The 12,987-nt window shown below is 47.7% G+C and carries 9 protein-coding genes; 4 read left to right on the top strand and 5 right to left on the bottom strand.

The genetic code is table 11. The annotated features are described in order from the left end of the window. The first annotated feature begins 1 nt into the window (after position 1). Complete coding sequence (locus BHV73_RS04000; protein WP_087412555.1) at positions 2–1,162, top strand: sodium ion-translocating decarboxylase subunit beta; 1,161 nt, start codon at positions 2–4, stop codon at positions 1,160–1,162. A gap of 108 nt (positions 1,163–1,270) precedes the next feature. Beyond that, positions 1,271–3,121 carry a glycoside hydrolase family 13 protein gene (locus tag BHV73_RS03995; RefSeq protein ID WP_286736817.1) on the top strand — a complete coding sequence of 617 codons (1,851 nt, stop codon included), beginning with the start codon at positions 1,271–1,273 and terminating at the stop codon, positions 3,119–3,121. Positions 3,122–3,274: 153 nt separating this feature from the next. Here the strand turns inward: BHV73_RS03995 and BHV73_RS03990 are convergent, their stop codons facing one another. Next, positions 3,275–4,285, bottom strand: coding sequence for a class II fructose-bisphosphate aldolase (locus BHV73_RS03990; RefSeq protein ID WP_009121449.1), 1,011 nt, complete (start codon positions 4,283–4,285; stop codon positions 3,275–3,277). Between the two features lie 375 nt (positions 4,286–4,660). Beyond that, the gene (locus BHV73_RS03985; protein ID WP_286736816.1) at positions 4,661–5,668 is read right to left on the bottom strand and encodes an endonuclease/exonuclease/phosphatase family protein; all 1,008 of its coding nucleotides are present in this window, start codon (positions 5,666–5,668) and stop codon (positions 4,661–4,663) included. Between the two features lie 190 nt (positions 5,669–5,858). Between BHV73_RS03985 and BHV73_RS03980 the strand changes: the two genes are divergently transcribed. Continuing rightward, positions 5,859–6,110, top strand: coding sequence for a type B 50S ribosomal protein L31 (locus BHV73_RS03980; protein ID WP_004289781.1), 252 nt, complete (start codon positions 5,859–5,861; stop codon positions 6,108–6,110). Positions 6,111–7,046: 936 nt separating this feature from the next. Continuing rightward, the gene (locus BHV73_RS03975) at positions 7,047–8,873 is read left to right on the top strand and encodes a PL29 family lyase N-terminal domain-containing protein (RefSeq protein WP_286736797.1); all 1,827 of its coding nucleotides are present in this window, start codon (positions 7,047–7,049) and stop codon (positions 8,871–8,873) included. Positions 8,874–8,996: 123 nt separating this feature from the next. Here the strand turns inward: BHV73_RS03975 and gcvT are convergent, their stop codons facing one another. The 3 genes from gcvT to BHV73_RS03960 all read right to left on the bottom strand — a co-directional run bounded on the left by gcvT (position 8,997) and on the right by BHV73_RS03960 (position 12,982). Next, on the bottom strand, positions 8,997–10,088 hold the full coding sequence (gcvT, locus tag BHV73_RS03970) for a glycine cleavage system aminomethyltransferase GcvT (RefSeq protein WP_286736795.1): 1,092 nt from the start codon (positions 10,086–10,088) through the stop codon (positions 8,997–8,999). Between the two features lie 29 nt (positions 10,089–10,117). Further along, the gene (gene pepT / locus BHV73_RS03965; protein ID WP_195500990.1) at positions 10,118–11,350 is read right to left on the bottom strand and encodes a peptidase T; all 1,233 of its coding nucleotides are present in this window, start codon (positions 11,348–11,350) and stop codon (positions 10,118–10,120) included. A 222-nt stretch (positions 11,351–11,572) separates the two neighbouring features. Beyond that, positions 11,573–12,982, bottom strand: coding sequence for an amidophosphoribosyltransferase (locus BHV73_RS03960; protein WP_286736791.1), 1,410 nt, complete (start codon positions 12,980–12,982; stop codon positions 11,573–11,575). Positions 12,983–12,987: the final 5 nt, after the last annotated feature.

Below are 12,987 nucleotides of genomic sequence, written 5' to 3'. Positions count from 1 at the left end.
TATGGGAGAATTTATCACATTTTTAGGAAACAACCTTGCCGACTTCTGGACATATACGGGTTTTGCCAATGCAACGGCAGGCCACGTAGTAATGATTCTGGTAGGTTTGTTCTTCATATACTTGGCGGTAGCCAAGGAATTTGAGCCGATGCTTCTGATACCTATCGGTTTCGGTATGCTGATCGGTAATATCCCTTTCAACATGGAAGCCGGATTGAAAGTCGGCATCTATGAAGAAGGGTCTGTGCTCAACATTCTGTATCAAGGAGTGACTTCCGGATGGTATCCGCCGCTCATCTTCCTGGGTATCGGAGCCATGACGGACTTCTCCGCCCTGATTTCGAACCCGAAGCTGATGCTGGTCGGCGCAGCCGCGCAATTCGGTATCTTCGGCGCATACATGACAGCCTTAGCCATCGGATTCGATCCGATGCAAGCCGGAGCTATCGGCATCATCGGTGGTGCAGACGGCCCGACGGCTATCTTCCTCTCGTCCAAGCTGGCTCCCAACCTGATGGGTGCAATCGCGGTGTCCGCCTATTCCTACATGGCGTTGGTACCGGTAATACAGCCGCCTATCATGCGTCTGCTTACCAGCAAGAACGAACGCCTTATCCGCATGAAACCGCCGCGCGTTGTTTCTCATACGGAAAAAGTGATGTTCCCGATTATCGGTCTGTTGCTCACTTGTTTCCTCGTTCCGTCCGGCCTGCCTTTGCTGGGTATGCTGTTCTTCGGTAACCTGTTGAAGGAAAGCGGTGTAACCCGTCGTCTGGCCAACACGGCCAGCGGTCCGCTGATTGACACAATCACCATCCTGCTGGGTCTGACCGTAGGTGCTTCCACGCAAGCATCCGAGTTCCTGACCACAGACTCATTATGGATTTTCGGTCTGGGCGCATTCTCATTCATCGTCGCAACCGCTTCCGGAGTAATCTTCGTGAAGATATTCAATCTCTTCCTGAAGAAAGGCAATAAGATTAATCCGCTGATTGGTAATGCAGGCGTATCTGCAGTACCCGACTCTGCGCGTATCTCTCAAATAGTAGGTTTGGAATACGACCCGACCAACTATCTGCTGATGCATGCCATGGGTCCGAATGTAGCGGGTGTTATCGGTTCGGCGGTAGCCGCCGGTATCCTGTTGGGATTCCTGATGTAAGCAGTGAAAACGTTTGCATAACCTGCATAAAGGATAATAGTGGAGAGGCGACAGCCTTCTCCGCTATTTTTTTTAATTTAGCGCAGAAAACAACGAAAAGCTAATATCATGAAAAAAGTATTCTTCATTTTGGGAACGCTCCTACTTTCCCTTAGTACGTATGCAGCCATGAACGTAAACAAAATCGACCCTCCGTTTTGGTACACCGGCATGCAAAACCCCGAACTTCAGCTAATGGTATATGGTGAAGGCATCGGCAATGCGGCGGTATCCGTCAACTATCCCGGCGTCTCGCTGAGTAGTACAGTCAAGTTGGAAAGCAACAATTACCTGCTGGTCTATCTCAAGTTGGACAAAGACGTGAAACCCGGTAAAATGACACTCACCTTTACGCAAGGCAAGAAAAAGCTTGTCAAAGAGTATGAGCTAAAGGCACGTGCCAAAAAGGGCTGCGAGCACAAAGGTTTCGACGCGTCCGACGCGCTCTACCTGCTGATGCCCGACCGTTTTGCCAACGGTAATCCCGACAACGACCAGATAGCAGGCATGGCAGAGTACAAGGTAGACCGCAACGACCCGAATGCCCGTCATGGCGGCGACCTCGCGGGTATCGAACAGCACCTCGACTATTTTTCCGATTTGGGCGTGACCGCCTTGTGGTTTACTCCGGTATTGGAAAACAACATGACCGGCGGTTCTTACCACGGCTATGCCACCACCGATTACTACAAGGTAGACCCCCGCTTCGGCACCAACGAAGAATATAAGCGACTCATCGAAAAGTCTCATGCACGCGGCATTAAAATCGTAATGGATATGATTTTCAACCACTGCGGCGTAGAGCACGTATGGATAAAGGACATGCCCTGCAAAGACTGGTTCAACAATCCCGACCATGAAAACAACTTTGTGCAGACATCCTTCAAGTTGACTCCCCACGTAGACCCGTACGCATCGAAATACGATTTCAGCCAGATGAACGACGGCTGGTTCGTAACCGCCATGCCCGACCTCAACCAAAAGAACCCGCATGTATACCGCTATCTCGTTCAGAACAGTTTCTGGTGGATTGAATATGCCGACATAGACGGTATCCGCATGGATACTTACCCGTACGCCGACTATGACGCCATGAGCAACTGGATGAAAGAACTGAATGAAGAATACCCCAACTACAATACCGTAGGCGAAACATGGGTAACCGAACCGGCATACACCGCATGGTGGCAAAAAGACTCCAAACTGTCCGCCCCGAAGAACAGCAATCTGAAGACAGTAATGGATTTCAGTTTCTACGACAAAATCAATATCGCCAAAACGGAAGAGACGGAAACCTGGTTTAAAGGATTAGACCGGGTGTACAACAGTTTCGTATACGACTTCCTTTACCCGAATCCGGAATCGGTGCTCGCTTTCATCGAGAACCACGACACCGACCGCTTCCTGGGCGAGGGCGACAATCTTCCGATGCTGAAGCAAGCCTCTACCCTGCTGCTCACCACCCGCCGTATTCCGCAATTGTACTACGGAACGGAAATTATGATGAACGGCGTAAAGAGCAAGAGTGACGGTTATGTCCGCAAAGACTTCCCCGGCGGCTGGGCAGACGACAAAGAGACCGCACTGACAGCCGAAGGCCGCAGCAAAATTCAAAACGATTGCTACAACTTCTACAAAACAATACTGAACTGGCGTAAAGGAAACGATGTGATTGCCAAAGGCAGCATGACCCAGTTCATGGTACAGAACGGCGTATATGCCTATGCCCGTCAGCACGAAGGCAAGACCGTTTTCGTAATGCTGAACGGTACCGACTCTGCAACCGCCGTTCCTTTGAAGTTCTACAAGGAAATACTGAAAGACGCCAAACAAGGTAAAAACATTCTAAGCGGCAGAACGATCACCTTCGGAGAAGAGTTGAAGATGGGAGCGCGTGAATCACTGGTTATCGAGTTGTAAACAGACCCGGATTTGATATGAGCCAGGCACGGATTGTACGGAAAACCACGGAAATCCAAAGAGCACCGTAAAGCTCCGTTCAATCCGTACCTAAAAGTAAAAAGGGGAGTGCATTTCAATGCACTCCCCTTTTTTATAATCAGATTAACCCTATCAGTCCAATTGAGCCAATTTGTTTTCCGAGCCAAGCACGTTGATAATTTTGTGCTTGTAAAGTTTCTCCATGTTGTCACGAGCCGGGCCCAGGTATTTACGCGGGTCGAATTCAGCCGGTTTCTCAGCGAATACCTTACGAACAGCAGCGGTCATAGCCAGACGAGAGTCTGAGTCGATGTTGATTTTGCAAACAGCGGACTTGGCAGCTTTACGCAGTTGGTCTTCAGGAATGCCGATAGCCGCTTCCAGCTTACCGCCAAATTTATTGATAGTATCAACTTCTTCCTGAGGAACTGAAGAAGAACCGTGAAGTACGATAGGGAATCCCGGAAGTTTCTCCATTACGGCATCCAATACCGCAAATTCCAGAGGAGGAGGAACCAGGCGACCTGTCGCGGGATCTACGTGGCATTGTTCGGGTTTGAACTTGTATGCACCGTGAGAAGTACCGATAGAGATAGCCAAAGAGTCGCAACCTGTGCGAGTAGCGAAGTCAATAACTTCTTCAGGGTTAGTATATGTGTGGTGTTCAGCAGACACTTCATCTTCTACACCTGCCAATACGCCGAGTTCGCCCTCTACTGTAACATCGAATTGGTGAGCGTAGTCAACAACCTTCTTTGTCAGAGCTACATTTTCTTCGTATGGAAGATGTGAACCGTCAATCATTACTGAGGAGAAACCTGAATCGATACAGCTTTTGCAAGTTTCGAAAGTATCTCCGTGGTCAAGGTGAAGAACAATTTCAGGATGTTTGCAGCCCAGTTCCTTGGCATATTCCACAGCGCCCTGAGCCATGTAACGCAGCAAAGTAGCGTTAGCATACTGGCGAGCACCCTTGGATACCTGAAGGATAACCGGAGACTTAGTCTCTACTGCAGCCTTGATGATAGCCTGCATCTGTTCCATGTTATTGAAGTTGAATGCAGGGATTGCATATCCACCTTTGATAGCGCGAGCAAACATTTCTCTTGTGTTTACAAGGCCTAAATCTTTGTAATTAACCATTTTGTTTAAAGTTTATTGTTAGTGAATTAAAATTCTACGCAAAAGTAAGCATTATCCTTTAAAAAGAAGAACGGGAGAAGAATAAAATATCTCTATTTATCTGTCAAATCTGTTCTATTTTAAAGCCATTGGCTTGAATTAACAGAATATTGTAATCTCCATATTACAAAGTTCTTGCATCTGTCTGTTCATTCAGCCTTTTGCGTTCTCACCTCTATAAACAAAAAAGCCGGAAAGCAAGTTTACGTTCCGGCCGATTATTTACACATTATTATATATAAAGTAAATAAGTAAATACGCGTAATCAGCTTGTACGCTCTGAATGACAGTTGCTCCTGATATAAACCAAGAGCTTGTGTAACATCCGGCGCCCGCTTACTTTTTCAGATAAACAATCGTAGGCAGATGGTCGCTGTAACCGTTCAGCCATACACGCCCGCCATGGGTACGCAGAGGCGCACCTTTGTACTTGCCGTCCTGCTGAATCAGATAGTCGCGGATAAAGACCTCGCTATGGTCGTAGCGTAATCCTTTCTTCGCTTTCACCACCGGCCTGGACAGTACAATCTGGTCGAACAGGTTCCACTTGCCGCGATAGAGCAGAGTTCCCACGCCCTTATCCTCCAGTATCTCCCACCAGGGATTGTAGAACTGATTCGCTTTCATACCCGACACATATTTACGGGCTCCCAGAGTCTGCATGCTTTCGTCCATCGGGTCATCGTTCATATCTCCCATGACAAAGAGTTTCAGCTTTTTGTCCTCACGCAGCAAGGAGTCCGTCAGCGCCTTTACCTGCTTGGCGGCATGCACACGCACCGGTGATTTCGCTCCGCGGGAAGGCCAGTGATTCACGATGAAGCACACACGCTCACCTGCCATTCGGCCGTCCACAATGAGGAAACCGCGTGTCAGATGCACCGTATCCCCTTCAAACGGAGTGGAGAGCACCAGTTTGGAGTTCGTCACGGTAAACTGCTGCGGGTCATACAGGAGCGCGCAGTCGATACCGCGTCTGTCGGGTCCTTCGTAATGCACAAACTTGTAGTTGGATATGGCCGGCCGGCTGACAAGGTCTGTCAACGCCCTTCGATTCTCGACTTCCGCCACGCCGATTACCGCCGGCCCCTCTGGAACCAGATCCCGTGACAGGGAGCTCAGTACTTTCGAGAGATTATGCAGTTTGGCTTCGTACTTCCGCGCACTCCACCGATAACTGCCATCGGGCAAAAACTCATGGTCGTTCTTGCCTGCGTCATGAATGGTGTCAAACAGATTCTCAAGATTATAAAACGCTATGCTGTACAGCTTGCGCTCCGTATTCTGGGCCGTGACTATTGTAACGCCGAACCAGAAAGAAAAGAATATAATCAGTTTTCTCATAGGTGATATGGTATTAATCTCCTGCAAAAATCTAAAATAAAAAGCTATAAACCTATCAATTTCCGGCTTTTTTTGCAAAAAACCTTTTTTCATTTCATAGAAAAGCATTATCTTTGCGCACTGAAAAAGACCATTACACTATTTATTACCAAAATAGTAACAGAATATAAATTAAAAAACAAATATTGAAATGAAAAAAGGTATTCATCCTGAAAATTACCGTCCGGTAGTATTTAAAGATATGTCAAACGGCGACGTGTTCTTGTCTCGTTCTACTGTAAATACTAAAGAGACTATCGAGTTCGAAGGCGAAACTTATCCATTGGTAAAGCTGGAAATCTCCAGCACTTCTCACCCGTTCTACACCGGTAAGTCTAAGTTGGTTGACACAGCCGGTCGTGTTGATAAGTTCATGAGCCGTTACGGTAACCGTAAGAAATAATCTGTTTTTTAAAGAAGCAGAAAAAGGGAGTCTGATACAGATTCCCTTTTTTTATTATACCGCGCATACTCAGGTTCAGCCAAACGACAGGATGTACATCAAAAAAAGTTTTCAAGCCTATCAAACAGACTTTTCAAGCGCACCAAAGACGATTATCACCGTACACAAAACCGTCCCGCAAGATGAAATTATTTATCCCGCAAGGCGGATTATTTTGTCTTACGGGATAGATAAATCCGTCTTGCGGGATGGTTCTTTTCGTCTCGCAAGACGGATTTACTTACACAATTACCTCCGTGCACATTTGCCGGCGCCCTTCAAACATTTCAAAGCCGAAAACAAGGTTTCACCCGCTATCCCGCATAAACAGGCGTGTGGAAGGTGAAGGCAAATATCATCAAACTGAAAACGGAGAGAGCTTATGCCTAAAAGAAACAAAATAAAAAGTGGACAATCCATTCTCTCTTAACAAAAAACTACTTATCTTTGCGAAAGTTCCATTGAGCGCAACGAAACTAATTATTTTTTAAGAAGCGTTATTGAAATTATCTTCTACAATCAAACTTCGCAACTTTGAAACCCATGAAGATGATAACAACAACGCTCACGTCTGTGTTATATACCTACTTTTCCATCGGTGTATCCGGTAGAGGAGTATCTATATACAAAATGGCGTGAGTGGCTGTTGTTTATCCATGGGTGGGGCAATGCGAAGGCCTGATTGTAGGATAAACAAATACAGCAACTCACGTTTTTTGTATGTTTAACTTAACAATATAACACATGGCTCAAAGCAAACAAACTCTCCAAGACACCCCCTGCACTTCTCACCTTATTCTCCAAGAAGAAGCAACACCCCACACGTCTTACACAGACAGCGGCAGACGCCGGCATATCGGCAGAAAAGCAAACAACAACAATACTTACGGATATATTATGAAAAAGAACTTAGTTTTACTGCTCACGGTCATAGCGGCTCTGAGCGGTTGTATGCAAAATGATTTAGCCGAGATACGCAGAGAACAGGCAACTCTTGCCGCACGCATATCGGCTATTGAGAAATGGCAAGCATTGGTAAACGACAACATCGCCGGCTTGCAGTCCATCATCAATGCACAAAGCGACAACGACTATGTGACGAGCGTAACTCCCCTCACCGATGGCTCGGGCTACGTAATAAACTTTGTGAAAAGCGGAGCCGTCACCATCAGAAACGGCGAGCAGGGTATTGCCGGAGCCACTCCCCAAATCAGCGCAAAAGAGGATAACGGCATCTACTACTGGACTTTAAACGGCGATTATCTCCGTGTCGACGGCAAACGGCTGCGTGTCACCGGCGAACCGGGAGCTACCGCCCCCACTCCCCGGCTGAAAACAGGCAGCACGCTCAATTCGGAAAGCGGCGGTTCCGCTTATGAGGCGGATGCGACCTATCTCAGTGTGGACAACGGCGCCAATTGGACAAAAGTAACGGGACCTCAAGGCGACGCCATCTTCACAACGGACGGTATCGATACCGACAACGACGACTATATAGAGCTGACGCTGGCCGACGGCACAACCAAAATCCGGCTTCCCCGCTACAAGACTTTCCAAATAGGTACGGATACGGAACACACCAATGCCGCCATCTCCCTCACCGAGCTTGCTACCGACATTCCTCTCAGTCTGCCCAGCGACCTCAAGGCAGACAGCTATACCGCTATCATGGCTCAAATCACCAGCGACCGGGGTACAAGCACGGATATCAAAACCCGCGCCGCCGCTCTCCCCTGGACAGTGAGTGTGGAACATCCTACATTTGACCCGGCTACCGGCAACTGCAAGAATGACGCCAAAGTCACGGTCACCGCTCCCGAGGACATTGCTGACGGCGAAACCGCCATGCTCGAAGTAAGCATTATAGGCGCAGACGGCCGGAAAACAATAGCCACCCGCGCTTTGAAATACACCGCAATAGTCAACACAGGTGACTATTATTACAGCGACGGCACTTTCTCCGCCTCTCTTATCTCTTCCAAAACATGCATAGGCGTAATCTTTCATGTGGGCGATGTAGCAAAAGACGACGCTGTATTAAGAGCAAAGATAGGCGACACGTCTACCGGTAACCACGGACTTGTGGTAGCATTGAAAGACGCCGGCAAAGGAGTAATTTGGCAGACAGCCGATGCAGCTATCGGCGATGCCGGCCTTTCCGAGCCTTATGTCAGCATCCTTATCGCAAAGACCAAAGATGAAGACCCTGACGGCAATCTGAATATGATGTTAGGATATAACAATACGGAAGTTATCAAAAAATACAACAAAAGCAATAGCGGCAGTAAAGCCACCATCCTACAATCCATAGATACTTATGCGGCAAGCAATACGGCTCCCGGTAAGAGTAGCGGGTGGTATCTTCCCTCCATCAAGGAACTTTCCCTTATATACTCGGGGGTTATCAACGGAAGTATCTGGGATCTTGGGTATGATATTCCTGCAAACACATCCAACAAAATCTTAATCGAGAAAAAGTTCAGTACATTAAACACCCAAGCAGCCGGTAGTGCCGAGAACTTTTCAATACGCAGGAACAATGACCCTTCCAATAACTACTTAGGCTATTGGTCGAGCTCGGAAGCTCCGGAGAAACACACTGCAAATCCTAATCAAGATTATTTCAATCGCGCATGGTATGGTGATTTTCTTGACAGCTACATTAATCAAACCTACAAAAACGATGACGGGCGTCTTTGTGTCAGAGCAATTTTAGCATTTTAACTCCCGATATGTAATAATATTGAGTTTTAGAAATTCAGGCCTACCGCTATCAAACAATCAAGGCTGAATTAAAATTCAGCCTTGATTGTTTTAAATAAAATAAGATATCTTTATTTCATAATCCTATACTTTGCCCCGGAACGGCGGACGTACCACCACCGCTTTCAGCTTGCGCCCGCGCATATCGATACAGATTTCCGTACCAACCTTACTATATTCGGGCTTCACATATCCCATACCGATACCGATTTTACGGGTAGGCGACATGGTACCCGACGTAACCACGCCAATGGGAGTGCCTTCCGGGCTCTGCAATTCATAACCGTGACGGGGAATACCGCGATCCACCATTTCAAAGCCAACCAATTTACGCGCCGTACCCTCCGCTTTCTGTTTCTCCAGCATCGGACGGTTGGTAAAGTTCTTACCCTCCGCAAACTTGGTAATCCATCCCAGCCCGGCTTCGATGGGCGACGTGGTATCATCCAGGTCATTTCCATACAGGCAGAACCCCATCTCAAGACGAAGCGTATCACGGGCACCCAAACCGATAGGCTTGATACCGAACTCCGCACCTGCCTCGAACACGGCATTCCATATCTTCATCGCCGCTTCGGGATAGAAATAAAGCTCAAAACCTCCGGCTCCGGTATAGCCGGTATTGGAGATTATGACATCCGGCTCGCCTGCAAACTCCCCATGCGTAAAAGTGTAATATGGAAGCTCGGAAAGATTGACAGGCGTCAGTTTCTGCAATACCTCGACAGCTTTCGGTCCTTGTACCGCAAGCTGCGCCATACGGTCGGAAGCATTCTCCAATTCAGCCCCCTCCGTATTATGAGACACACACCAGTTCCAGTCCTTCTCGATATTGGAAGCGTTGACAACCAGCAGATATTTCTCCTGTTCGTACTGATAGACCAGCAAATCGTCTACAATACCGCCATCCTCATTGGGAAAGCAAGTGTACTGTACTTTACCGGGCGTAAGGGCGGCCACATTGTTAGAAGTGACTTTCTGCAAAAAGTCCAAAGCATGCGGGCCTTTCACCCAAAACTCTCCCATGTGGGAGACATCGAATACGCCGACGCCCTTGCAAACGGTGAGATGTTCGTCAATGATACCGGAATATTCGATAGGCATATTGTATCCCGCAAATTCGTGCATCTTAGCGCCCAGCGAGATGTGTGTTTCTGTAAACGGAGTGGTTTTCATGGTATGAGGAATGAGTTATGAGTTATAAGTTATGAGTTATATTGGGCGGCAACGAGTTCGGCGATCTTGATGATAACATTCATGGCCTTCTCCATGTTCTGAATGGGAACGAACTCGTAACGTCCGTGGAAATTCAGACCGCCGGCAAAGATGTTGGGACAAGGCAACCCTTTGAACGAAAGTTGCGCACCGTCCGTACCGCCGCGAATAGCTTTTACGTGAGGCTCTACGCCGACAGCTTCCATAGCCTTGAAAGCGGTATCGATGATGTGCATCACCGGTTCAATCTTCTCGCGCATATTATAATATTGGTCGTGCAGCTCCAGTACGGCCGTACCCTCGCCATATTCGGCGTTAATCTTGCGGACAAGGTGTTCAAACTCTTTCTTGCGGTTCTCAAAACGAACACGGTCGTGGTCGCGAATGATGTAGGAAACCGTAGTCCGCTCCACTTCACCCGTAATGCCGATGAGGTGATAGAATCCTTCATAACCTTCGGTATGTTCCGGCGTTTCGTGGCCGGGAAGCATGGAAATAAAACGGTTGGCTACGCGGATAGAGTTTATCATCTTGTTTTTGGCATATCCCGGATGTACATTGCGTCCCTTGAACACAATCTTGGCGGAAGCCGCATTGAAATTCTCGAACTCCAACTCGCCCACTTCACCACCATCCATGGTATAGGCCCATTCGCAGCCGAATTGCTCGACATTAAACTTATGCGCTCCCAAACCTATTTCCTCGTCGGGATTGAAACCGATACGGATTTTACCGTGTTTGATTTCAGGATGCTCTTTCAGATAGGCTATCGCCGAAACAATCTCCGCGATACCCGCTTTGTCATCGGCGCCCAGCAAAGTCTTTCCGTCGGTGACAATCAAATCTTCTCCCTTATGGTCGAGCAGTTCCGGGAACTGGGCGGGAGAAAGAACCACTTTCCCTTCTGCGCAAAGAACAATATCCTTGCCGTCGTAATTCTCCACAATGCGCGGAGAGACATCTTTTCCGCTCATATCGGGACTTGTATCCATGTGCGCGATGAAGCCGACAACAGGCACAGGCTTATCTGTATTGGCAGGAAGGGTGGCAAACAGATAACCGTTTTCATCCAACGTAATATCTTCCAAACCCAAAGATTCCAATTCTTCTTTCAAAAACCTGGCAAATACCATTTGCCCCGGAGTACTCGGAGTTACTCCACTCTCCTCATTCGATTGCGTATCGAAACTTACATACTTTAAAAAACGTTCTACTAAAGTCATAATGATTAGTGATTAGGGTTTAGTGATTAGTGATTAGCGATGAACGATTAACGGTCGGTAGGCTGCAACCGCGCCCTCCCTCTTTATCCGAACGGCATTAATCACTAATCACTAAACCCTAATCGCTATTTTACTGTTTTCCTGCCGTAAAGTTAAAAAAAGGGTCGTGAACTGCCAAGCAATTCACGACCCTTTTTTATTCCTTGATAACTATTTTGTCAATCAAAAGTGGCTGCTACCGTCAAAGCAGTGGGTACAAAGTTTACATTTAGGCAGGCCGATAGCCTCAACCAGTGTCTCCAGCGTATTGAACTTTAATGAAGACAGACCGAAACGCTCGCGGATAACTTCTACCATTTTCTCGTACTCCGGCGAACCGGTAGTGGCGTATTTCTCAAGATTTTTGTTTTCATCGCCTTCCAGCTCCTTAATGACACGACGGGTAATCAACTCCAAATCGCCTTTGGATGCCGTGAAGCCGACAAACGGACAGCTATATATCAACGGCGGACAGGCGATACGGATGTGTACCTCTTTCGCTCCATACTCATAAAGCACCTTTACATTATCGCGCAACTGGGTTCCGCGGACTATGGAGTCGTCACAGAACAACAGGCGCTTGCCTTCCAGCATGGCGCGGTTGGGAATGAGTTTCATCTTCGCCACCAGCGAACGCATTTCCTGTCTGCTGGGCGTGAAGCTGCGCGGCCATGTCGGAGTGTATTTTGAAATGGCGCGATGATAAGGCACTCCCTTTCCTTCGGCGTATCCTAACGCCATGCCTACGCCGGAATCAGGAATACCGCAAGTGCAATCCACTTCCGAAGTATCGGTTTGTCCCATCTTCAATCCGGAAGAGAAACGTACGTCTTCCACATTCTTTCCCTCATAACAGGAAGTGGGGAAACCGTAATAAACCCACAGGAAAGAGCATATCTGCATCTCCTCATCGGGCTTGCGCATCTGCTCTACTCCATCGGCATGCAGGCGGACAATTTCGCCCGGACCCAAATAACGGTCTACCTCGTAGCCCAGATTCGGGAAACTGCTCGACTCGCTGGTGGCTGCATAAGCGCCTTCTTTCTTGCCGATGACAACGGGAGTACGCCCCCAACGGTCGCGTGCGGCGATAATGCCGTCTTCAGTGAGCAGAAGCATGGAGCATGAGCCTTTAATATGCTTATATACATTCTCAATGCCGTCTACAAAATTCTTGCCCTGTATCAGCAGCAAAGCGATAAGTTCTGTTTGGTTGGTTTTGCCGGAGCTTAATTCGGCAAAGTGCATGTTTTGCTCCAGAAGTTCGGCTTCCAGTTCTTCCAGATTCACAATCTTGGCAACTGTGACGATGGCAAAACGACCGAGATGGGAATTTAAGATAAGAGGTTGAGGGTCTGTGTCGCTGATGATGCCGATGCCGGAATTTCCTTTGAATTTATCCAGCTCATCTTCAAACTTCGTACGAAAATAGGTACTTTCCAAATTGTGGATAGAGCGCTTGAAAGTTGCTTCTTCCTGATCGTAAGTAGCCATACCGCCACGTTTTGTCCCTAAGTGCGAATTATAATCTGTGCCGTAAAACAAATCTGCCACGCAACTTGCTTTGGCGACTGTTCCGAAAAAACCTCCCATAAGTT

The organism is Bacteroides sp. 44_46 (assembly GCF_001915465.1).
GTDB classification, from domain to species: domain Bacteria; phylum Bacteroidota; class Bacteroidia; order Bacteroidales; family Bacteroidaceae; genus Bacteroides; species Bacteroides clarus.
The sequence above is the reverse complement of the archived record's forward strand: the minus strand, read 5'-3'. Positions and strand labels throughout refer to the sequence as shown.

Excerpts from the sequence above, each read along its gene's own strand:
- gcvT (WP_286736795.1), bottom strand. The coding sequence starts at position 10,088 with ATGAAAACCACTCCGTTTACAGAAACACACATCTCGCTGGGCGCTAAG.
- BHV73_RS04000 (WP_087412555.1), top strand. The coding sequence starts at position 2 with ATGGGAGAATTTATCACATTTTTAGGAAACAACCTTGCCGACTTCTGG.
- BHV73_RS03975 (WP_286736797.1), top strand. The coding sequence starts at position 7,047 with ATGAAAAAGAACTTAGTTTTACTGCTCACGGTCATAGCGGCTCTGAGC.
- BHV73_RS03980 (WP_004289781.1), top strand. The coding sequence starts at position 5,859 with ATGAAAAAAGGTATTCATCCTGAAAATTACCGTCCGGTAGTATTTAAA.
- BHV73_RS03960 (WP_286736791.1), bottom strand. The coding sequence starts at position 12,982 with ATGGGAGGTTTTTTCGGAACAGTCGCCAAAGCAAGTTGCGTGGCAGAT.
- BHV73_RS03985 (WP_286736816.1), bottom strand. The coding sequence starts at position 5,668 with ATGAGAAAACTGATTATATTCTTTTCTTTCTGGTTCGGCGTTACAATA.
- BHV73_RS03990 (WP_009121449.1), bottom strand. The coding sequence starts at position 4,285 with ATGGTTAATTACAAAGATTTAGGCCTTGTAAACACAAGAGAAATGTTT.
- pepT (WP_195500990.1), bottom strand. The coding sequence starts at position 11,350 with ATGACTTTAGTAGAACGTTTTTTAAAGTATGTAAGTTTCGATACGCAA.
- BHV73_RS03995 (WP_286736817.1), top strand. The coding sequence starts at position 1,271 with ATGAAAAAAGTATTCTTCATTTTGGGAACGCTCCTACTTTCCCTTAGT.